15 protein-coding genes are annotated in these 22,321 nt (G+C 42.3%); 3 read left to right on the top strand and 12 right to left on the bottom strand.

Annotation, left to right across the window (positions count from 1 at the left end; all coding sequences use genetic code 11):
* Position 1: 1 nt before the first annotated feature.
* The 3 genes from DXC10_RS06925 to DXC10_RS06915 all read right to left on the bottom strand — a co-directional run bounded on the left by DXC10_RS06925 (position 2) and on the right by DXC10_RS06915 (position 9,317).
* On the bottom strand, positions 2 to 4,555 hold the full coding sequence (locus DXC10_RS06925) for a translocation/assembly module TamB domain-containing protein (RefSeq protein WP_101543587.1): 4,554 nt from the start codon (positions 4,553 to 4,555) through the stop codon (positions 2 to 4).
* 500 nt (positions 4,556 to 5,055) lie between these two features.
* Complete coding sequence (locus DXC10_RS06920; RefSeq protein ID WP_187120672.1) at positions 5,056 to 8,403, bottom strand: glycoside hydrolase family 2 TIM barrel-domain containing protein; 3,348 nt, start codon at positions 8,401 to 8,403, stop codon at positions 5,056 to 5,058.
* A gap of 11 nt (positions 8,404 to 8,414) precedes the next feature.
* Positions 8,415 to 9,317: a metallophosphoesterase gene (locus DXC10_RS06915; RefSeq protein ID WP_101543583.1), complete on the bottom strand. Its 903-nt coding sequence runs from the start codon at positions 9,315 to 9,317 to the stop codon at positions 8,415 to 8,417.
* A gap of 324 nt (positions 9,318 to 9,641) precedes the next feature.
* Here DXC10_RS06915 and DXC10_RS06910 point away from each other — a divergent pair, with 324 nt between their 5' ends.
* Both DXC10_RS06910 and DXC10_RS06905 read left to right on the top strand, forming a co-directional pair.
* Positions 9,642 to 10,697, top strand: coding sequence for a porin (locus DXC10_RS06910; protein WP_117737567.1), 1,056 nt, complete (start codon positions 9,642 to 9,644; stop codon positions 10,695 to 10,697).
* A gap of 149 nt (positions 10,698 to 10,846) precedes the next feature.
* Positions 10,847 to 11,701 (top strand): hypothetical protein, encoded by an 855-nt coding sequence (locus tag DXC10_RS06905; protein ID WP_117737566.1) that lies wholly within the window; start codon positions 10,847 to 10,849, stop codon positions 11,699 to 11,701.
* 103 nt (positions 11,702 to 11,804) lie between these two features.
* On the opposite strand, the gene DXC10_RS06900 is transcribed toward DXC10_RS06905, so the two are convergent.
* From DXC10_RS06900 to DXC10_RS06885, 4 genes are read right to left on the bottom strand one after another with little or no spacing between them, the layout of a single operon-like run.
* Positions 11,805 to 12,821 (bottom strand): metallophosphoesterase family protein, encoded by a 1,017-nt coding sequence (locus DXC10_RS06900; protein ID WP_101543577.1) that lies wholly within the window; start codon positions 12,819 to 12,821, stop codon positions 11,805 to 11,807.
* A gap of 33 nt (positions 12,822 to 12,854) precedes the next feature.
* Positions 12,855 to 13,334, bottom strand: coding sequence for a 2-C-methyl-D-erythritol 2,4-cyclodiphosphate synthase (gene ispF, locus DXC10_RS06895; protein ID WP_101543575.1), 480 nt, complete (start codon positions 13,332 to 13,334; stop codon positions 12,855 to 12,857).
* Positions 13,335 to 13,376: 42 nt separating this feature from the next.
* Positions 13,377 to 13,994 (bottom strand): fumarylacetoacetate hydrolase family protein, encoded by a 618-nt coding sequence (locus tag DXC10_RS06890; RefSeq protein ID WP_101543573.1) that lies wholly within the window; start codon positions 13,992 to 13,994, stop codon positions 13,377 to 13,379.
* Positions 13,994 to 14,656, bottom strand: a complete 663-nt coding sequence (locus DXC10_RS06885; protein ID WP_180949206.1) for a redox-sensing transcriptional repressor Rex — start codon at positions 14,654 to 14,656, stop codon at positions 13,994 to 13,996. Before DXC10_RS06885 ends, DXC10_RS06890 begins: the two co-directional genes overlap by 1 nt.
* A gap of 141 nt (positions 14,657 to 14,797) precedes the next feature.
* Between DXC10_RS06885 and DXC10_RS06880 the strand changes: the two genes are divergently transcribed.
* Positions 14,798 to 15,145, top strand: coding sequence for a translation initiation factor (locus DXC10_RS06880; protein ID WP_117737671.1), 348 nt, complete (start codon positions 14,798 to 14,800; stop codon positions 15,143 to 15,145).
* 111 nt (positions 15,146 to 15,256) lie between these two features.
* On the opposite strand, the gene DXC10_RS06875 is transcribed toward DXC10_RS06880, so the two are convergent.
* The 5 genes from DXC10_RS06875 to rplM all read right to left on the bottom strand — a co-directional run bounded on the left by DXC10_RS06875 (position 15,257) and on the right by rplM (position 22,041).
* Positions 15,257 to 18,685: an SUMF1/EgtB/PvdO family nonheme iron enzyme gene (locus DXC10_RS06875; RefSeq protein ID WP_117737565.1), complete on the bottom strand. Its 3,429-nt coding sequence runs from the start codon at positions 18,683 to 18,685 to the stop codon at positions 15,257 to 15,259.
* Between the two features lie 372 nt (positions 18,686 to 19,057).
* Complete coding sequence (gene tsf / locus DXC10_RS06870) at positions 19,058 to 20,050, bottom strand: translation elongation factor Ts (protein WP_117737564.1); 993 nt, start codon at positions 20,048 to 20,050, stop codon at positions 19,058 to 19,060.
* A gap of 122 nt (positions 20,051 to 20,172) precedes the next feature.
* The gene (rpsB, locus tag DXC10_RS06865) at positions 20,173 to 21,009 is read right to left on the bottom strand and encodes a 30S ribosomal protein S2 (RefSeq protein WP_101543565.1); all 837 of its coding nucleotides are present in this window, start codon (positions 21,007 to 21,009) and stop codon (positions 20,173 to 20,175) included.
* A gap of 177 nt (positions 21,010 to 21,186) precedes the next feature.
* Positions 21,187 to 21,573 (bottom strand): 30S ribosomal protein S9, encoded by a 387-nt coding sequence (rpsI, locus tag DXC10_RS06860; protein ID WP_004288304.1) that lies wholly within the window; start codon positions 21,571 to 21,573, stop codon positions 21,187 to 21,189.
* 6 nt (positions 21,574 to 21,579) lie between these two features.
* The gene (rplM, locus tag DXC10_RS06855) at positions 21,580 to 22,041 is read right to left on the bottom strand and encodes a 50S ribosomal protein L13 (RefSeq protein ID WP_101543563.1); all 462 of its coding nucleotides are present in this window, start codon (positions 22,039 to 22,041) and stop codon (positions 21,580 to 21,582) included.
* Positions 22,042 to 22,321 lie beyond the last annotated feature (280 nt).

The raw sequence follows: 22,321 nt of genomic DNA, 5'->3' as shown, positions 1-22,321 counted from the left end.
ATCACTTTTCATCTTCCGCCACCGTCACCTTATTACTCTTCTTTTTCCTGAAGATGAAAAGTTCTCCCAAACGATCCGTCTTACGGCGTAGCACAATACCCACACCCGTCTCGGTAATTTCCCCGTCGAGCACACTTTCGTAATTCTTGTTGTGGAACACACGTACATAGCGAGTACCTGAAGCATCCAGCCTGTATTCCAATGAAATATTATCAATGAACGATTCGGCATCGTTCGTGGCATTGGCACCCGTAGACACTTTACCACCGATAACTATTTGTACACGATCATTGAACAGGCGTTGCGAATAGCGGAAACTATAATCGGTCTGTTTGTCGCCCGTTTCGGCAGAAGTACGGTCTTCCACCCCCATCGTGAAGTTGGCATTCACACTCTCCAGAGCAGACCCTGCCAAAGAGTTAATCTGGCTTTGCAGTACACTATTCAGCGCACTACCCATACTCAGGCCACCACCTTTCACGCCACTGTTCAGATAAATTCCCGTAGCCAGCATAGCAATAGCCTGCTTACTACGCTCTTCGGCTCCCATCGCCTGCAACTCATTTTCAATGGTAGCATCGTCCGGAGCAGCGATATCGAATACCAGTTCAGGCGCTTCCAGACGATTTTTGATGGCAATGGACACATCAAAGTTCACCATGCGCGATCCTCCGTCTCCATCAGACACAGAAGAACGCATGCGTTCCGTCGCTTTCAGGTTAATCGTAGGATTCATCGGATTACCCCGCCAATCTACATAACTGCCACTATTAATCTGGAACTCCTTCAAAGGGATGATAGGCAATGAATACTTCATGACACCTCCCGAAAGCGTATAGCGCCCGGTAAGGCTCAAGTCTCCCTGTGGAGTATATTGCATATTCAGGTCACCGCCACCCTCCAGTTCCACAAACTTGCTCCGGTCGGGACTAAGGTCGGCACGCAAACGTACGGCATTGTCTATATGTACGGACATAATCATATCCATACCTCCCAAGGACATGGCAGGAGTATCATCAGCATGTACCGATGTAGTATCCGTGAAAGAAGTAAAAGTTACCAGTCCGCTTAAACGGTCTTCCACTGTCAACGGAGAGTCCGTCAAGACATATGTCACATCCGTATTACCCAGTAAGTTCATGTTTCCACGCATATTCAGGGCATCCAGCGGACCACGTATCGCAGCGTTCAAGTCTACAAAGACCTTACCGTAAATCAGACTTTCACGCGTACGCGGTGCATCAAGCAAAGTATAGTTTTCCGCCAGTAGTTTCAAGTTCGCCGTGGGGCGTTCCATATTACGGAAATCGATCTTACCGTCAATCGTGAACGGATTTTTACTGGTAGTATAAATAGCAAACTTATCAAATACCAGTTGATTATCCTTGACACGAACCGGACGGTTGTCGAATAAATAGCGGGCTCCTGCCTGACGGGCATACACAGATACGCTATCGAATGTTATATCACCGTTCACCACCGGTTTTTCCAACGGTCCGTAGATGTACATCCCGCCATCGATATCTCCCGAAAGCGAAACCATCTGGTCGGGAATAAAGGCATTGGCTATTCGCATCGGGAAGTGTTCAAAGTTAGTGGTAACTTCCAGTGTATCCTTACCATTGGTTTGTGTCAGTATACCATCGGCGGTCATCACTTCCTGGTTATCAAAGCTAAAATAAGTATTCAGATAATGCGCTCCCTTATCACCGGGCAACCAGGTAGCACCCAATCCGATGTCCCCGATAGGCTGGCGCTCATACGTCAGTTTCTCTACATTGGCTTCGGTAGATACCTGCAAGGAAGTAGCCGTCTGTATATATTGGGCTTCCACCGTAAACAATCCTGTCAAGCGAGGCATATAGGGCAATACATCACTCAACTCTCCCAGTTGCAAGCGGCTCAGCTCCACATTCATATTCTGCAAAGAGATGCTATCGTTCTTATCGGACTGCATCCGGAAACACAATCCGTTGTCGCTATCCATATCCACATTGGCATAAACCCGCATATTCTTATGTAGATATATCCAGTTGCTGTTGTCTACAAAATGGAACTTACGGAAAGCGATAATAGGTTCGGCAGGCGTCAAGCTGAGCAACACACCGTTGCCCTGTCCATTCCCTTCGGTCAATGGGCGGGCATTGACTCCGAAAAGTACACCGGTCTCCCCCTGTCCGTCTACATAATTCACGGTCAACTCGGCATCTTCACTGCGGATTTCTCCTGTGAGCGTACTGCGAAATACAAATTGCGGATTTTTCGGTCCATTAATCACCCCCCCTTGCAAAGCCATACGAGTGGTGTCTTGCTTGATAGCCAAGAAAACAGTATCAAGTTGCAGCGAGTCCATACGCAAACCGTGAATAGCAGTCCGTCCATTGATACCTCTCGTCGGGGTAGATCCAAAGCGGAGCGTGAAATCATTGAATGAAATGTCTTTAGTCTTCAAAAAATAACTCACCGGATTTTGCTGCTTTGCCGTCAACTGCATACCTGCCGATGGAAGCACACGACGCAAGGCGGCATGATCAAGCCGTTTCTCGTCCCACTGTTTCATCAGTATGGTTACAAACTCATCCGATTGTTCCAGTAACTTCTTCAGAGTACTACGAGCACGGAATTGAAAATCCATATCACCTGCATCCATCTTCAACTTAATGGAATCATGACGTGCCTCCGCCCCCAGACGAAAACCGAACGGATGTTCCAAAGGTTTCGGTGCTATGCCCAGTTTATGCAAATTCAGGTTTTCTACATTCATGTCCAGCTTACCATCCATGTACTTTCTGTCAAGACGCATATCTGCATCCGTCTGCATTTTCAACAGGACATTATCACTCGTTAAATGTATCGTTGCCACAGAAGCCTTTAATCCGGCAGTCAAATCTACGCCCGATACGTTCCAACGGGCATATTGCAGTTCATCAAGCTTGGCTTTCAGGTCTGCAAACGTCCGGCGGGAAGTTATATCTACCCCCTGCCCTTTGGCAGCGATATTTGCCGAAAGTGTATAAATAGAATCTTTGGGCAGGAAATTATGAAGTTGCAAGGAATTGATATTGAGATTGGCATGATAAGCTTCGGTAGACAAATGGTAGGCGGCATCCAAATCCAGAGAGCCTTCACCCTCCTTTATCTTCAAAAGAGCTTTGCATTGCGAGCCTTCCACTCCCAAACGTGCCACCAGCCTCATACTGTCCGGCACCACGATAGAACCGTCAGGAGTCAGCCCCGTCAGTCCGGTAAGGAAATTCAGATCTTGCGTCTGCATTTCCAAGTCCAGTGAGCCACTACGTGTCAGACTATCCGTCAGGTTCCAAAACTCGCCACCACCTTTCAATGAGAAAGCGCCGGGTAGATCGGCCGAAATACGGGATATCTGCATCTGCTTCAGGTTTCCTTCCGTACCGGCACGAATTACCAACGGACGGAAAGGATAGGCATCTTTAAAAGTTTCGGGTAGTCCACCGGCAAAGAGCATTACGTCCTGTTTGCCAATATTGGCATTGAAACGTGCAGTCAAACGTCCGGTTGTGGGTATATCCACCAATTTCCAATAGGTCTGCGCAGTCAAGTCCATGTCACTGTGAGGAGTTTTGAGTTGCAGATAAGGAACACGTATAATGGTTGAATCGGCAAATAGACGTCCGGTCAATGAGGTTACGGTCAACCCGGAACGGTCGTACATGGAAAATTCCCGAATGACAGCATTCATGTTACGTCCGTAAGTCATCACAGAGTCTATACCGATACGGATATCCCGCAATGCAATGTGCGAGGCATCAAAGCCTTCGGCAGGAACAGCCGTGCCCGAATCGTAATTGACAGTAGAACCTGAAAGCGTAAACTTTCTCCACCCATAGAATTGACGTTTGAGGTCGGCATTCGCATCTTCAATATTCGCATTTCCAATATGAGCCGCCAAAGCCATGGAGTCAAGCGGCATCTGTAAATCTACTGAAACATTCTTCAACTTTAAGTTATGCAGGGCTATCCGCCAGTTCATGGCGGTTTCAGTGGTATCCTTCGGAGTTTCGGTAGTATCGGCAAGCATCACTTGCATGTGGGTATCACTTAGTTCCACACTATTCAATACAGCATCTTCGTTTTTCAAATCGACACCATGGCTCTCAAGGAAGAAACGTCCAAGTGTACCTTTAATATGCATACCTTCCAACAGGGTGGAAGAATTAACGGCAACTTGTTGCAGAGTAACGTCATCGATCTCTACCCTTCCTTTCAATAAAGGCCATGCTTGTACACGTACATTCAGTCTTTCCAGACTCAGTAACGTATCGGGATGTTGCACATCCACCGCACTGTCTGCCCGCTGTACCACCTGTACGCCTCTTACAAGCAAGTTCAAAGGGAAACGAAGATCTATACGCTCTACGGAAATATTCATACCCGTAGCATCGGATGCTATTGCCGTGGCCTGTTTCCGTATAAAATTCTGTACGGGAGGCACGTAAAGCAATATCATCAATATTACAAACAGGATAATAGGAGTGAGCAACACCCAAAGTGCTCCCTTTAACCATTTTCTTCTCATTGGAACGTTAAACTGTCATCTATTAAAAGTTGTACAAAGTAAACAATTTATTTCGACATAAAGTTCCTAAAGAATAAAAATACTGTGATATCGGATGGACGATACTACATCCGGCGGCGGAACATACGTATTTCTTAAATACAACACCATTGTTTCTTCACATTAACCTCGCAGTTCTCTCTGTTTATTCCCTTATGTTTGTTGTGTTAATGTTCTATATTTATAAAGGGACCACGACCGTGAATCGATATGTTCACATCTGTAGACAGATCGATCCACAATAGTGAACAGATCGGTCCACTATTGTGGATCGATCATAAATATAGGACATTAACACAACGAACCTAAAGAGTTAACCAAAGAAATCAACAGGGTCAACAAAAGAAATGCAAGGGACTACCGCCATTAGACATCGGATAAAAAAGAAAGCGTGCCGAAATAGAAATACTTTTATTATTCTATTTCGACACGCCTTCTGCGTATCTAAACCAGCCGGCTGATTACATCGGCACTATCGTAAATCCCCATTTATATTCCCGGTTGGCAGGAATCAAATATTGAGGATCGGGTTTTGCCCCCCAACTGTCATATCCACCGAGCCCCATCTGCTTCATATCAACACAGACTTCGACGAAATCCCTGGGAGTGATATCATTGATATGCGTTTGGCGTGGCTTGATGTTTTTAGCGGTCGAGATATCATGTTTCAGTTCTTCCGCATTGCGGTTGTTCCACTGGTAATCTCTGTTTACGGCATTCTCACTGTCGAAGTCTTCAACAGAATTGCGCAAGGCATTGAACCCTACCGTGTTATCGGCATAAATAGTAAGCCCCTTACCGCTCTTCTTACCTACAGACAACCAGCGGGTATCGGTATGATGGCCGTTTTCCTGCGGACGTACATACGGGAAATACATCTGATCTGCCGTATTCTTGTAAAGATCTACAGTGACACCGGAATTGCGGTCAATATAATTCTCCTCAGGACCACGTCCGAAGTAAGTAACCTGGTTCATTTCTGCCGGCAGGCGGAAACGGATACCGATACGGGGGACAACCAAGTCAGAAGATGTCTTATGCATGTCTTCATTGCCCGGAGTGTAAGTAGCGGTTACCGCTGCTTCCGAAGCTTCTGTTTTAGCAGCTTCAAGACCGGTAGGAGTAAACGTATAATCAGCTTTCACTACTCCGGAAGGATGGATGCGATAAGTCACGATGTAGTGATTGCCGGCAGGCAAAGCGTACTTAACTGTCAGCACGGCATCTTTATCATCCTTTCTGACATCAGCTTCCGCCACCTTGAAGTCTTTACTCGACTCTTTCCAGATTTGCAAGCGCTTGGGTGCCTGATTACCATAATCGTTATCAGTCGGTGCACGCCAAAAATTAGGCTGAAGACCAAAACCATCCTTGAAGTACTCCGTGCCGTTCACTTTATAAGAAGTAACCATCCCGGTAGCCTTATTAAACACAAATTGTACTTTGGAGGAGTTAACTTCCAAAAGATTATCTTTATCGCTGCAATTCAAAGCGGCACCCTCAACTTTGTAGGTACGTGCCAAAGGTTCTATGGGCAGACGGAACTGCTCTTTCGCAATCTCATAGCCTACAGGTATAAGCGCTTCCGGCTCGGTAGTCGTCACCCTGAATTCAACAAAATACTCGGTCCCAACTTTGGGCTTCAATCCACTGACATTTACATTCAGTGTTTTACTTCCCTGTGGCTCGATATCCAAAGAGATTTTACCGCCACGGATAGTTTTGGCATTCTCTTTCACCTCGTAATGTATCTGATATTTCTTCAGGTTCGTAAAATAGAAACGGTTCTTAACGGTAAACTTACCATTCATCAGATCGTCAGCTTCAAAAGCAATGTTCTGATGCGCATATTTCACTTCGTTGTAACCTGGATGCGGGGTACGGTCGGGACCAACAACCCCATTGCAAAGGAAGTTACCGTCGCTCGGCATATTTTTTCCGAAGTCCCCTCCATAAGCCCAATAAGGACGACCGTTTTCATCTTTCACTGCAATACCCTGATCTACCCAATCCCAGATATATCCGCCTTGCAGGTTGGGATATTTGTAAATTGCTTTCCACTGATCCCAAAGGCTACCGGTGGAATTACCCATAGCATGTGCATATTCAGACGGAACCACCGGACGGTCGCTACCCTTCTTACCAATGCTTTCCAACCAGCCGGCCGACGGATATTGCGGAACATACATATCGGAGTTCCACTCCCATTGCGCACGCTCGTAATTTACCGGACGGTTCATAATGTCCTTATCCGCATTTTTCACCCATAAATAAGTCTGGTAGAAGTTATAACCGTTTCCGGCTTCATTGCCCAACGACCAAAAAGTAACGGAAGGATAGTTCTTATTACGTTCAAACATATTAGTGGTGCGATATATATGGGGTTTCAGCCATTCGGGATTGTTGCCCAACGAACCACCCTTACGCAAATCATAGTACATACCATGACTTTCAATATTAGCCTCATCATAAACATACAAACCGTACTCATCGCAAAGCTCGTAAAAACGACGGTCTTGCGGATAGTGACACAAACGGACCGTATTGATATTGGCACGTTTCATCAATTCAAAGTCTTTACGCATCAAGTCTTCGGTCATATAATGTCCCGTTTCCGGATTGTGCTCATGGATATTAACCCCTTTCAGCTTCAACGGTTGCCCGTTAATCAAAAGGACAACATAGTTCTTTCCATTTGCCGATTTTTGGTCTATTTCCTTAATCTCTATCCGACGGAAACCTACATTATAAGGCACTACTTCATTGACTTTTCCATCTTCTCTGACAGTCATCACCAGTTTGTAGAGATTGGGAGCTTCTGAAGTCCAGGTCTGTACATCCGGCAACTGCTGGTCAAAGTTCACCGTTTCCTTTTTACCCGATTGAACGGCAACATTCTTTTCTGCCGTAGCAACAACTTTACCCGAACGGTCAATCAGCTCATAGCCAACAGTCAGCTCCGCATTACTATTCTTGTGGTTCTTCAGGTCAATAGCCAAACGGAAAATACCATTCTTGTAGCTGTCATCCAAAGTAGAAGTTACCCGAAAGTCGTTTATAGATGCTTTGGGTTGAGAATAAAGGAATACATCACGCTCAATACCACTCATGCGCCAGAAGTCCTGGCACTCCAGATAGGAACCGGTACTCCAGCGGAAAATCTTCAGAGTAAGCACGTTCTCACCCGGTTGCAGATATGGGTTGATTAAGTACTCTGCCGGATTTTTGGAATCCTCGTTATAGCCTACCTCTTTCCCATTGACATATACGTAGCAACCGGATTTAGCTCCGGCAATATGCAAATAAACATCACGTCCGTCCCAATCAGCAGGCACAGTAAAGTTTCTGCGGTAAACACCTACCGGAGTTTGTTCCGGCAATAAAGGAGGTTGTGGCTTATAAGGCATAAACTCATAGCCATGGTTGGTATAAATGGCAGTTCCAAACCCTTGTACTTCCCAGTTTCCCGGTACTTTAATGTCGTGCCAGCCAGAAGTACTTACCGAAGGATCGGTAATGTTCGCAGGAAGGTCTTTGTAACCATCTACAAAATAGAATTTCCAGGTTCCGTTCAATAATTGGTAGTACGGGCTGTTCTCAAACCGCCCAGTCATTGCCTGAGAACGGTCTGCATAGGTCATAAAAGAAGTACGAGGATATTCAGTATTTACTGAAGTGGTCTGAATGTCCTTCCAGTAGGGCAATTCACTGTTTTCCGCCGATACCTTCTGAGAGATACCCATCGTAGTTGCCACACAGAGCAGGCAACTCACTAAGCTTGCGGGAATGTCCAAAAATCTGTTTCTCATAAAAATCTATACTATTGGTTATTAGAATATTTAAACGAACGGGATGGAACTCTTCCGTAACCTCTCACCAGAATAGAATCCCGGGTTATCTCTACAATGGAATAGGCATTCTGATTCTCCGTTTCAACCATTCCTTCCTGCGTAATCATAGGAATACCCTTATAGTAACCAAATGCTCCGGCATGATGATGTCCCGAGATAACGGCCTTTACGCATGAATAACGGGATATGGTTTCCAGTATTTCCACATTGTTCAAAGCCGTAAATTCACTGAACGGATAAAAAGGATGATGTGAAAACAGCAGCACGTTATTCTTATTCCCTTCACACTCTGCCAGCAGGTGATCCAGCCATTCCATCTGTTTACGGCTGGCACCTCCGTTCCACCTATAACCTTGTTTTCCTCCTGTCTGTTTTATCTTATCCAGCATTTCGGTCAACTCTTGTTCTTTCTCTGTTCCATTCACATTAGCGTAAGCAGCAACTTCATTGGTATTCAGCATAATGAAAACCCAGTTTCCTTTCTTAAACCAATAATATTCAGAAGGCATGTCCAATTGCCGATAAAGCACGGAATTATCAGTTACTTCTTTATAGTCGTGATTCCCCGTAATGTGATAAACCTCATTATTCAAGCGACAAAGATAAGATTTTATTATATTCAAATCATTATTCTTTCTATCAATTATATCGCCCAAATTGATAGTGAACTGTACATTTTCTTTATTGAAACAATTTATACAAGTATCAAGCTTCTGTAACGCCTCTCTATAAAACCGCATATTCTCTGAAGGACAATCCGCATATTGCGTATCGGCAAATATGCCGAATTTTAAGATCGGCGTGTCATCTCGTACCGATGTACAACTCCACAGTAAACTTATACATATAAACAATCCAAAAATATTCCTCATGATACTTTATTACTTAATATATATTCAAGAAAAGTTACAATAACCCCGTGTTACAGACTCAAATTACGGAAATTTCCGGCATTTGCCAGAAACATAGAGAACAGGAGAAGAAATAAAAAGAGTATTTTATGTTTCATCAGCATTCTTTTTTATACAGATGCAAAAATACGAAAAAAGAATATCGTTTTAATATAAAAGAAATGTTTATTATAAGTCTTGAAAGGAATTCTACAACATGTGTAACAAAAATGAAACATATATGACATAAAATTCTAATACCTGCTTCCGACCTTTGCGTCCTAAATTTACCGACAACAACAAATTATGAGAAAAAGCACATGGATACTGCTCATCGCTCTGCTGCCACTCGCTGCGGAAGCCCAAAGTTCCTACAACAACGAGGATGGAAAGAAAATCGAAAAAGGGAAATTGGAAAATAAAGATTACTGGCCGGAAATACACGGAACAATCCGTTCCAAGTACGAATACCAAACTACCATGAAGGCCGGACGCTTCGAAGTGCGCAACGCCCGTATCAGCGTAACAGGAAATGTACTGCCGATTGTAGCCTACAAAGCCGAGATTGACCTTTCGGACGAAGGGAATATCAAAATGCTGGATGCATACACAAGATTATTCCCTGTCAAAGGTATGACAGTTACCGCTGGACAGATGCGCGTACCTTTTACTATCGATGCTCATCGCTCCCCGCATCAACAATATTTTGCCAACCGTTCGTTTATTGCCAAGCAAGTGGGTAATGTACGCGATGTGGGAGTTACTTTAGGATATACTTTTCCTACCGATATACCTATCACCGTAGAAGGTGGACTTTATAACGGTTCGGGACTAACCAATCAAAAGGAATGGCATAAGGAAGTGAACTATTCCGCCAAAGCGCAATTTTTTCCCGTTAAAGGGTTGAACCTTACCATGAGTGTACAGAGTATTCAACCGCAAGAGGTACGTGTACAATCCTACGACATCGGAGCTTACTATGAGTTCGGTCATTTCCACGTTGAAAGCGAGTATCTTTATAAACAATATTCCGATAATGCATTCAGAGATGTACAGGCAGTAAATACTTTTATCAATTACGATTTGCCGTTGAAGAAGGTGTTCAATAAAATGTCTTTCTTGCTTCGTTATGATATGATGACAGATCAAAGTGATGCAAAAACCACCGATAAAGAAACCGGCGCATTAATCGTCACAGATTATAAACGTCAACGGTTGACAGGCGGAATTACATTCAGTCTCAGTAAAGCATTCCGTACTGACTTACGATTGAATTATGAGAAATATTTTTATGCTAAAAACAGCATTGCCAAGGAGTCTGAAAGAGACAAAGTGGTGGTAGAGTTGATGATGAGATTTTGATTTTTTAAATATATTCAATCTGTCAAAATCATATTGGCATTTGTACATACAGGGAAAATACCCCCAAATAAAAACAGGCAGCAGAAAGTGCCACGTAAACTTGGTGGATTGGAACAGATTTCCTATATTTGGTATATATAAACCGAGGTATGGCAAATCCGATTCTTCCAGGTATATCCATTGTCGAGCAAGAGTTGTTGTATCAAAAGTTAAATGAATACAACCTTAAAAAGGCCTCTTTCAAAGAGGCGGGTGCCTATCTTGTGGTATTACCCCGACCTGAACGGTCCAAATACTCACTTTGGATTTATTTTCCTTTACACGGACGGCAATCCATATTCTATATCTTCGACCTCAGTGTAGATATACACGAAACATTGCGAATGGCAAGCAGTCTGTGTTACTATTCTTCACGTCCACTATTGTTAGTAGAGTATAATGCCAAACGAATGCAAAACAAAGGAGATGATATAATCTCTTTTGGGAAATATCATGGACACTACCTCCATGAGATTATGCAGATTGACCCGTCCTACCTATCATGGATAGCCTTCAAGTTTACTCCACGAATTCCCAAACAGGAACGTTTTGCAGAAATCGCTAAAATATATTATTCAGTGTATCTCGACATTCTACAACGGCAAACCCAAAAACCTGTTTCCAGTCGTTTCCTGGGCAAGGAGGGAGAAAAAGTGGAAAATTTGACCCTGACTGTTCTTAGCGTACGGCTAGAGGACGATCCATATAAAACACAAGTCAAGGGAACAATTCCCTATTTTTACGTACGACAAATATTGAAATTGAAAGATGTTTCCGGGAATATCGTCACTTTACGGATAAATGCACATACAGCCAGTCAAAAGTCGTGCCAGCTACCTGCCGTCGAGCATGCCTATCAAGCGGGAGATACGATACATATAACTTCTGCGCGAATTGCACGCACGTATGTAGTAGGAAACATCAAGTACACTCGCTTGAATTATGTTAAGTTCCAACCGCAGTAACATTAAGAGACCAACAGTATCAATGTACAAATAAGGCTTTATGACAAGAAACCATATTTGTACATTGATGTAGCCTTCTTTCTTGAGACAGAAGTAAAAAGTTTTATTCGGTAACCAAAGGACGTTTACGCCAATCGTCTTTTATGTAAGTATCCGGATATACAGTTTTATCTTTAATCTCGCCACCTTTCAAACGAATCCATGTCTGAAAGGTGCGGGCACCTTCTTTCATCAGGATAACACGGGCACCATTGGACAGATGATTATACACTGTATTACCACCTGTATAACGTCCGTATGCAAGAAGTATACCATGCCACATGACAGAATAATCATTATCATGATCATGCCCGACAAAAGTAGCCATAACATCACCGGATTCTTTCATGGCAGTAAACATACCGGTGTTCAATGCCGGAGCACAGGCTTTCTCCATACGTGTACCTATCAGAGTAGCGTTTTCGTCGGAAGCGGCCCGATTATATTCGGGTAAGGGGATATGGAAAAATGCCAAAGCAGGCAGAGGTTTTCCACCGTTCTTTGCCGTATAAGCAGCACTATGATTACGATACCAGTTTATCTGGTCGAAGGTCAGCCAATCATATCCCTTCACATCAGGTTGTTTGGAATAAGAGTGAGAGTCCAGACAATAAAGCAAAGCAGCGTCTTTTGTACCGTCGGATGACCTCACGGCAAACAGATAGTCAGGAGATATTGTTGTTCCACGATCAGGCTGAATATTAAACGGTATGGAACGAATGATATCATAAAGTTCGGCACGCGTCATACCCTGCTCGTCATCATGATTACCAAAAGTTACCACAAAAGGTATCTTACGATCGGAAACACAGGTAAGCACCGAACGCATTCCCTTATCGGCAGGTGCGGCATAAATCACATCGCCGGTAAAAACGACCAAATCGGGATGTTCGGCATCAAGTACTTCATTGATACGTTTCAAGGCAATATCCGAGGCCGGATTACCATATTTGAAGTGTACATCCGTAAACTGAACGATTTTAAATTCCCCGTTCTTATTAAACTTTAAAGGGAGAACTTGTGCCCGACAGAACAAGACAGAAAGGAATATCAGACAAAGGGTTAAAGAGATTTTTTTCATTTCGGTTTTAAAGATTGATTATTGATCGATTTATTATTCTTTTTGAATCAGTACAGTGGCATACGCAGAAATACCTTCTTCCCTTCCCGTAAAGCCCAACTTTTCCGTAGTAGTCGCTTTAATAGAGATATCATCCGCATCAATTCCCATAACAACAGACAATGTATGCTGCATATCGGGAATATGGGCTTTTAACTTAGGACGTTCGACACAGATGGTAGCGTCAACATTACCGACAGAATAACCTTTTGTTTGAATTAACTTCACGGTCTTTTTCAGTAGAATTTTGCTGTCGATATTCTTAAACTCACCTGCAGTATCGGGAAAATGATAACCTATATCACGCATATTAGCCGCACCAAGCAGAGCATCACAAATAGCATGTATCAATACATCGGCATCTGAATGTCCCAACAATCCCTTATCATGTTCCAGATGAATACCACCCAACCACAATTCCCGGTCTTCCACCAGCCGATGCACATCAAAACCAAAGCCTACACGTATTTTCATATCTTCTAAATAGATGTAAATAGTTAATCACCCCATAAAATCTCAGCGGATATAAAAATCGAGCAATTTTTCTTCTCCGATATATCCCTGCAAATGTTGGCCTACACTGACAGGCCCTACTCCTACTGGAGTTCCGGTAAATAATAAATCCCCTATTTTCAATGTCATAAAACGGCTGACGTAAGCGATGATATCATCCACCTTGAAAAGCATGTCTGCAGTATTTCCATATTGAACCTTTTTCCCATCAATATCCAAATGAAAATCCAACCGCTGCAAGTCTCCACCAACTTGTTCCAATGGAATAAACTTACCAAGAGCCGCTGAATTATCAAAACTTTTACAAAGTTCCCATGGGTTCCCAGATTCTCGGAACTGACGCTGTAAATCCCTTGCCGTAAAATCAATACCTACCGTAACGGCATCATAGTATCGATACGCAAAACGAGGAGCGATATTCTTACCCAAACGACAGATGCGTACTACTACCTCTGTCTCATAATGAACCTCATTGGAAAAATCGGGAATAAAAAAAGGCTTACCATCTTTTAGGATAGCCGAATCGGGCTTCATAAAAATAACAGGCTCTTTATTTACTTGAGTATGCCCCAATTCTTTATTATGTTGGGCATAATTCATCCCTACAGCAATAATCTTCATTACTTGATTTCGTTAAAGTTCAAACGATTAAACATTACCGCCAAATGAGCGTATAGAGAAGTATTCTGTACTACAATATTTTCCGGCACACGGATACGGAATGGAGTAAAGTTCCAGACAGCTTTAATACCACCGGCCACCATTGTGTCCGTAATTTTCTGTGCAATCTCGATAGGTACTGTCAAAACACCGATATTGACGTCGTATTCACGCATCTTCTTCTCAAATTCATTGGAATGGAAGATAGGTATACCGTTCAATGTAGTACCTACTAAATCGGGATTTACATCGAACGCCGCCACAATCTCCAAACCGAAATGGCTCAACCCGGAGTCACGCAACAATGCCCCTCCCAAGCTTCCTACTCCGAAGAGAAAAGCTTTGTGTATGTTGGTAAACCCGAGAAAATCCTCCAATACAGCAATCAATGTATCCACTTCATACCCCACACGTGTACGGCCTGAGATATTGACATACGACAAATCTTTGGCTATCTGAGAAGCATCTATATTGATCTCTTTAGAAATCTGGGTAGAGGAAACGAAACGTTCACCCTTTTGTTTCAGCAACTTAACATTAGACAAATACCATGGCAACCTGCGCAAAGTAGGCTCCGGCACTTTCATGCTTTCCTTATGTTGAATTGCTTGGTTCGCTGTCATTTTCTTCATCTATTTAGGTTACGGACTGACAAAAATACGTTTTTTTCTTATAAAAAAGGATGAGACATAAGAAAGTTAACATAATTTCCACAAAAGTGTTAGTCTAAAATGTTACTTTTGATTTCGATAAATTAAATGAATATGAAAAATAACGATTGGAAAGAACGGTTAAATGTAGTTTATTCTACCAACCCGAACTATAATTATGAGATGGACGATGACGATGAACAGACAACCCTCCAACCTTCACAACAACGTCTGCGAGTACAATTAGATCGTAAGAACCGTGGAGGTAAAGTCGTAACTCTCGTAACAGGATTTGTAGGGACAGAAGATGATTTAAAAGAGTTGGGCAAATTGTTGAAAAACAAATGCGGTGTAGGCGGAAGCGCCAAAAATGGAGAAATCATTGTACAGGGAGACTTCAAACAGAAAGTACTGGAACTACTGAAAAAAGAAGGTTTTACACAAACCAAACCGGTGGGATAGATATATCTACAAATACATTTCTTGTTTCGGCTAAAATAACAACAAATATGTGTTGGAACTATAATCTCCTGTCATAGTTCCAACACATATTTATCTTCTCAATAAGTAGTCCTAATCTTCAATAATCACGCGGAAACCTACATTAAATATACGCTGATAAGGCAAGAAACCTTTACGCGAATAAGAAGTCGAGAATTTGGGTCTTTCTATAAACGAACCTCCTCTCACAACTTTATATTCTGCATTTTTCTCCTCATTCTTCACATTATAAGGATAGGGCACATAATTAGAACGCGTCCATTCTCCTACATTACCATGCATATTATACAACCCAAACGGATTAGCTTCATACTGCTTACCCCCAACCTGTACCAGATTTCCATCATCTACACCTTCTTCCTTCGGAAGGAAAGTATAATGTTTGTACATCGCATGGGTAGGCGACATCGGCTTGGGATCCACACCCGCTACAGCAAACAATAACGTAGTCTTATCTGCCAAATTCTCTTTCTTACCAAAATCCGTATGCATATCTCCATACCAAAAATCCGTATTGCTTCCAGCCCTACATGCCCATTCCCATTGAGCTTCAGTAGGAAGTGTCACATGCAGTCCTATCTTTTCACTCAATTTCTTACAAAAATTCATAGCATCCTGATAGCTGACCCGAATAACCGGTTGTTCCGGTTTATTAGCCGGATATCCCTGTACTACATGGTCTTTCCATTGCTGATCAATGAAACGGCTATCATGTTCAGGATAAAAAACCTTGTATTGCTCATTGGTTGTTTCTAATTCAGCCATCCAGAAAGACTTCTCAATATTCACTTTTGCTGTCGGATATGTATCTGATGGTCCGTCATAACTTCCCATTACAAATTGTCCGGCTGGAATGCGTACAAACGTCATACTGATTCCAGGAGCAATTTCCACAACCTTACGTTGTTCTCCCTCAGCAATCTGCTTACCTTGTGCAGTAACCGCGTCGAAAGGCCATCCTTTAACTTTCAGTTCTTTTACTTTTCTTTCTTGTTCTTCAATAGGCACGACAGGCTGAACTTCTCCCTTACTCTTCAAGTAAGATGCATAATCCGCCAATTCTTTCTTCCAGTCTACACTACTTCCATTCGCATATTTATCTGCAAGTTCTATCCGGCGCTTATACTCATCAAAACCTTTGTAAGGAGTTTTATTCAAAGACTTCACGTCAAAGTACCCTTTATCAGGAGCATTATAGTCAATCCAATTATACAAAGTGCGCCATTCCTTGTCTGTCAATTCCACATTATGGTGTCCTCGTTTCAACATACGAACCAATTCACTGGTATTCGGGTGATATTCATAAGGTTGCAATACAACCATATCTCCTTCTCCACCCTGACGGTGAATATAAGGATGGAAATTCAAATAGGATGTACCATATCCGAATTTATCTTTCTTTCCCCCTCGTAAGTCAAAGGCTTTTTCACCATTATGACAAGCAATACAAGCCCGATCAAGAATAGGTTGAATTTCCAGATCGAAAGTGAACGAACGAACTCCTCCTTCAGGGGGAGTAATAACATCGGGGTCTTTCTGAGAAGCAATCACTCGCTTGGGAATAGCAATCTGGTTCTGGTCTTCATGACAACCAATACAAGAAACCACCTCTCCCGGCTGAGCAGTTACCCAGCTACGCATCCATTGAATAGCTACACCGTCCTTATCTATAGGCTGTATAGACAACGGTGTATTTGCCGGTACCTTAAAAATGGCCGAACCATCCTTCTCAACAGGGACAGTACCCAATAAACGTTTGATATCCCATCCAGACTGGATACCATGCCAATTATGATCCGACTTAGCCGATACATACGCATATTCATAAGCATGCAAACGAAGTTCCTTTACTGTACCGCGAGGAATATCTTTCAAACCCTCACCTTCGTAGATATCTTGAATGAAAAAGGTTGCTTCTTTCTGATCCATCTTCACTCGGTCGGGAATAATAGGCGGCACCGTTACTTTATGTACTAATGCCGGACTAATGAAACCTTCTCCTTCTGCTTCAAAAACACAAGTCACATTATCAAATATATCTACCAAATAAATACCCCACAGCGCTTCCGGCGACAATTTAGCAGCCACCAAGAAATATTTATCACTCAACACAGTAGGCTTGATAAACTGCGGCCATACACCATCTACCAAACGGTCTTTGATTTCCTCCTTGATAGGACGATTACGATAAGGTATCTCCTGCACCATCCCCGCCACGTTCTTACGCCCTTTAGTCGGATCAAAAACAATCATTCTACCCGAACGAGCTATCCCATGATGCCCCGAAATGATACCGACGAAAGCCGAACCGGTACCCGGTATAGGCTGTACATCGAACGTACTATTAGGAAACATAGAACCACTACCGTAAAGAGCCTTATTTTCTGTTCCATCAGGATTCATGTGCATCACAATTCGAGAATAATAATGTGTCAAGTCCGTATATTCCCACCGTGTATACATTACCCGTCCATTGTTCATGATCACCGGATTCCAATTTCCATCCTGGTCAAAGGTCAGACGACGTAAATTATGATCTTTAGGATCGTAAATCACCATGTTTCCTACCGGATTGCTTCCGCTCAGACAAGGTACACGTTGATAACCTATATTGGAGGTAGCGATAATTCGTCCATCAGGCAAATAAGTCCCATCATAAAATTCCAAGTCCGGCTCTTCATTCTCAATCAATGGATGAAAACCTGTTCCATCCAATTGAACTTCAAAGATATTCCAACGTCGATCGTTACAGAGCTGCGTAAACATCATCCGGTTACCATCCCAATGCAGACGCAGGTCAGAAATAGGCGAATCGAGCTTTGGCTTATAAACCTCACGCACATTCACCTCTCCCCGCAAATTCGACAGTTCTACAATCGAAGCATTGAAACCACTACGCCCCGCCGACCCCTGATTAGACCAGTTATTGTTCTGGGTACCCAACTTAGGAGCCATCGCATTACGTGCACTCTTCCCTAAAATATAACGAGCAGCCACAATCTTATCTGCATCCAACAACGGATTACCCAACAAAATTTGACGTTTCAATTCCAATGCCTTAACCGCATCTGCCAAAGCTTGTGCTTCACCCTGATAGATACCCTTAAATCCTTTTCCGGCTAATCGTTGCAGTTCTTGCCACATCGGTTCATACTTCTCCGCAAGATAATTACGGTTCTTCTTCATGTCATCGAAAGCAAGTTTTACTGCATCCGTATTCAACCATACCAGCTGCGATTGTATATCCAATACATTGTCTACTTCATCACGCAATGTCATCACTGCTTTCAGTAGTTTTACGCTGTCCGCTTCAGTCTCTATCTGAGAAAAACGACTCTGATAATAAGCTGGATCACTCAACCGGGAAATCCGGTCATTCAGCACCTTTTTTTCATAAGAAATGCCCGAAGAAGCCGCACTGCGTCCTGCCTTCACTTGCCCTGTCGCAAAAGTAGAAAAAGACAACAGCACTAAACTCAATAATAAAAATACTTTATTCATAGAATTACTTATTAGATAAAGACAAAATATCACCAACAATCATCCGATATTCTATCTGAGGTAACATTCATTTATCGTTCTCATATAAAACCGATTGTAAAGATACGAACGAAAAAGGATGAGGGACTTGCAGTATTATATATATTATTGTAATTTTTGTATCACTTTTATATCTTGATATAAAAACATACAATAATATATATAATACTGCAAGTTTTTTATTATTTACCAAAAAAACTATCAATCAACAGTAGGAAGAAAATATCTATAGAAATCTATAAACGAAAGAGAAGTAAAGGTGAAATGATATATATAAAAAAACGGTCGCTACGGATATTCCGTGCAACCGTTTCCATATTTAATTGGAAAGAATTATTCAGCGCGCAAAGTGAAACGCTTGAAATCCACTACCTTCAATTCAGGATCAGCTTCCTTCAACACTTCCCTTACAGTCTTCTTACCATCCATAATATCTTCTTGGTTCAGCAAGCAAACTTCCTTCAAGAACTTGCCCAAACGACCGTTAGCAATGTTCTGTATCATTTGTTCAGGCAAATGCGCAGCCTTTTCAGCAGAAACTGTAGCAATGATTTCTTTTGCTTTAACTACATCTTCAGCAGTAATCCAACCTTTAGACATATTGCTTTCCATATGATCTTCGCTATCTACATGAGCTGGGTTGATACCTGCCTTCTTCAGAGCAGCCTCAACAGCCTTCTGTACTTGCTCTGCTTTAGTCTTCTCAATAGCCACTTCGATTTCTTTCTGCTTTATTTCTTCAGAAACTCCATCTTCATCAATTGCAATCGGGTTCATGGCGGCAATTTGCATAGCTATCTGTTTAGCCAATTGTTCATCAACTTCTTTGTTGAAAGCAACAATAGTACAAAGACCGTTTCTGTTCATGTGATTGTAAACAACAGTACTTGCACCTTCTACAGTCATATAACCGTCAAGTTCCATTTTTTCACCAGTAATACCGCTACGATCTACCACTGCATCTTGTACAGTACCTTTACCCATCGGCAACGCTTTCACCTCATCCAATGTTTTACACTTGTTGGCTACAGCCAAATCAAGAATATCTTGAGTCAATTTTATGAAATCAGCATTCTGAGCTACGAAGTCAGTTTCACACTTCAGAGCAATGATAACGGCAAAGTCACCAGTAGTTTTAGCCAAAACACAACCTTCAGAAGCTTCACGGTCTGAACGCTTAGCAGCAACAGCCTGTCCCTTCTTACGGATAATCTCCATTGCCTTGTCAAAATCGCCTTCTGCATCGTTCAATGCATTCTTGCAATCCATCATACCAGCACCGGTCATTTTACGGAGCTTGGTTATATCAGCCATACTTACAGCCATAATATCTTTATATTTTAATTGTTAATAATATCTTTATAAAACAATTGAGAGCTGAGAATAGAGAATTGAGAATTGCTGTAAAGTAACTCTCAACTTTCAATTCTCAACTCTCAACTATATAATTAAGCCTCTTCGTCTTCCTTCATGAAAGCAGCAGCCTTAGCAGCATTGATTGCTTCCTCATCGGATTTGTCGAGTCTTGCCTTTGTAGCTTTCTTCTTGCCTTTGTTAGCAGGAGCCTCACCGGCAGCTTCCATATCTACCTTTTCAGCTTTACGCTCTTCCAAACCTTCCTGCATAGCAGCGCAACAAGCATCAAGGATAACTTCTACTGACTTAGTTGCATCATCATTTGCCGGAATTACGAAATCAATATTTGAAGGATCAGAGTTAGTATCAACTATACCGAATACAGGGATACCCAAACGATTAGCTTCGCGAACAGCGATATTTTCCTTCATTACGTCAACTACGAACAGAGCAGACGGCAAACGAGTCAGGTCAGCAATAGAACCCAAAGTCTTGTCTAACTTTGCACGTTGACGAGAGATCTGAAGAATTTCTCTTTTAGAAAGGTTTGAATAAGTACCATCATTAGTCAACTTATCGATAGTAGCCATCTTCTTTACAGCCTTACGGATTGTCGGAAAATTAGTCAACATACCACCTGGCCAGCGCTCGATTACATAAGGCATATTTACAGATGAAGCCTTATCGGCAACCACCTGCTTAGCTTGTTTTTTAGTAGCAACAAACAGGACTTTCTTTCCTGATTTAGCGATTTGCTTCAAAGCTTCAGCAGCTTCGTCAATTTTAGCAACCGTCTTGTTGAGGTCAATGATATGAATACCATTGCGCTCCATGAAAATATAAGGAGCCATTGAAGGGTTCCACTTTCTTTTTAAATGCCCGAAGTGACAACCGGCTTCCAATAATGTATCAAAATTTGTTCTTGACATTTTGTTTTAATCTTTAAATCGTTTACTTTCTTTTTTGTTTTTTCTAAACCAACCGCCGGGTAGCCTATCCAGATGAAGAGTCCCGGTAGTTTAGATACTAAACGCTTTTTCAGTTGAGAGTTGAGAGGTGAAAGTCGAGAATTAAGCAACTTGTCCGCCCCAACCGTTCTCCAACTCTTAACGTTTACTGAACTGGAATCTACGACGTGCTTTCGGCTGTCCCGGTTTCTTACGTTCAACAGAACGCGGATCACGAGTCATAAAGCCTTCAGCGCGGAGAGCAGCCTTGTCTTCAGCATTGATTTTTACCAATGCACGAGCGATTGCCAAACGCAATGCCTGAGACTGACCGGTGAAACCACCACCGCAGAGATTAACTTTGATGTCGTACTTTTCAGCAACACCCAGCTTGTTCAACGGTTGTTTTACCACATATTGAAGAATGCTTGATGGAAAGTACTCTGCGAGGTCTCTCTTGTTAATAGTAATCTTTCCAGTACCTTCGCTTACGAAAATACGTGCAATTGCACTTTTACGTCTGCCTAATGCATTTACTACTTCCATTATCTCTTATTTAAGTGCGTTAATATCAATCATTTTCGGGTTTTGAGCTGCATGTTTGTGCTCACCACCTGCATAAACGTACATATTGCCCAGCAATTGAGCGCCCAGTTTATTCTTAGGCAGCATACCCTTTACTACTTTTCTCAGCAACTTGTCATCACCGTTCGGTTTTGCCTGCAAACGAGCAGGAGTGATTTCTCTCTGACCGCCGGGATAACCTGTATATGACAGATATACCTTGTCATTCCATTTGTTACCGGTTAATTTTACTTTGTCGGCATTGATAATGATTACATTATCGCCACAATCTACGTGAGGAGTAAAGTTTGGTTTATACTTTCCTCTCAACAGTTTCGCAACTTTTGCGCCCAGACGGCCTAACACTTGGTCTGTAGCGTCAACAATGACCCATTCTTTAGTCACTGTAGCCTTGTTTGCAGAAATGGTCTTGTAACTTAAAGTATCCACTCTTAATTGTTTTTTTAAAATGTTACTACTAAAATATTTTCTTCACCACAAGTTATTCACCCCGGACAAAGGAAGATTAACTCGCTATGAATTAAATGCTTATCCTTTTGAGATAATAATCGGCTTGCAAAGGTACAGATTTTCTGATAACTGGCAAACGTTTTCTTCTTTTTTTTAGATAGCCGGCCGGACGATAAGTACTGTTATTCAGGACAAAGCGAAGAAGCATCTCCCGACATGACTTATATTCGCACATATCAGAAGAGCAATTTCTTCGCTT

It is taken from the genome of Bacteroides sp. OM08-11 (assembly GCF_003438665.1).
GTDB lineage: Bacteria > Bacteroidota > Bacteroidia > Bacteroidales > Bacteroidaceae > Bacteroides > Bacteroides cutis.
Note: the sequence above shows the minus strand (reverse complement) of the source record. Positions and strands in the feature narration are given on the sequence as shown.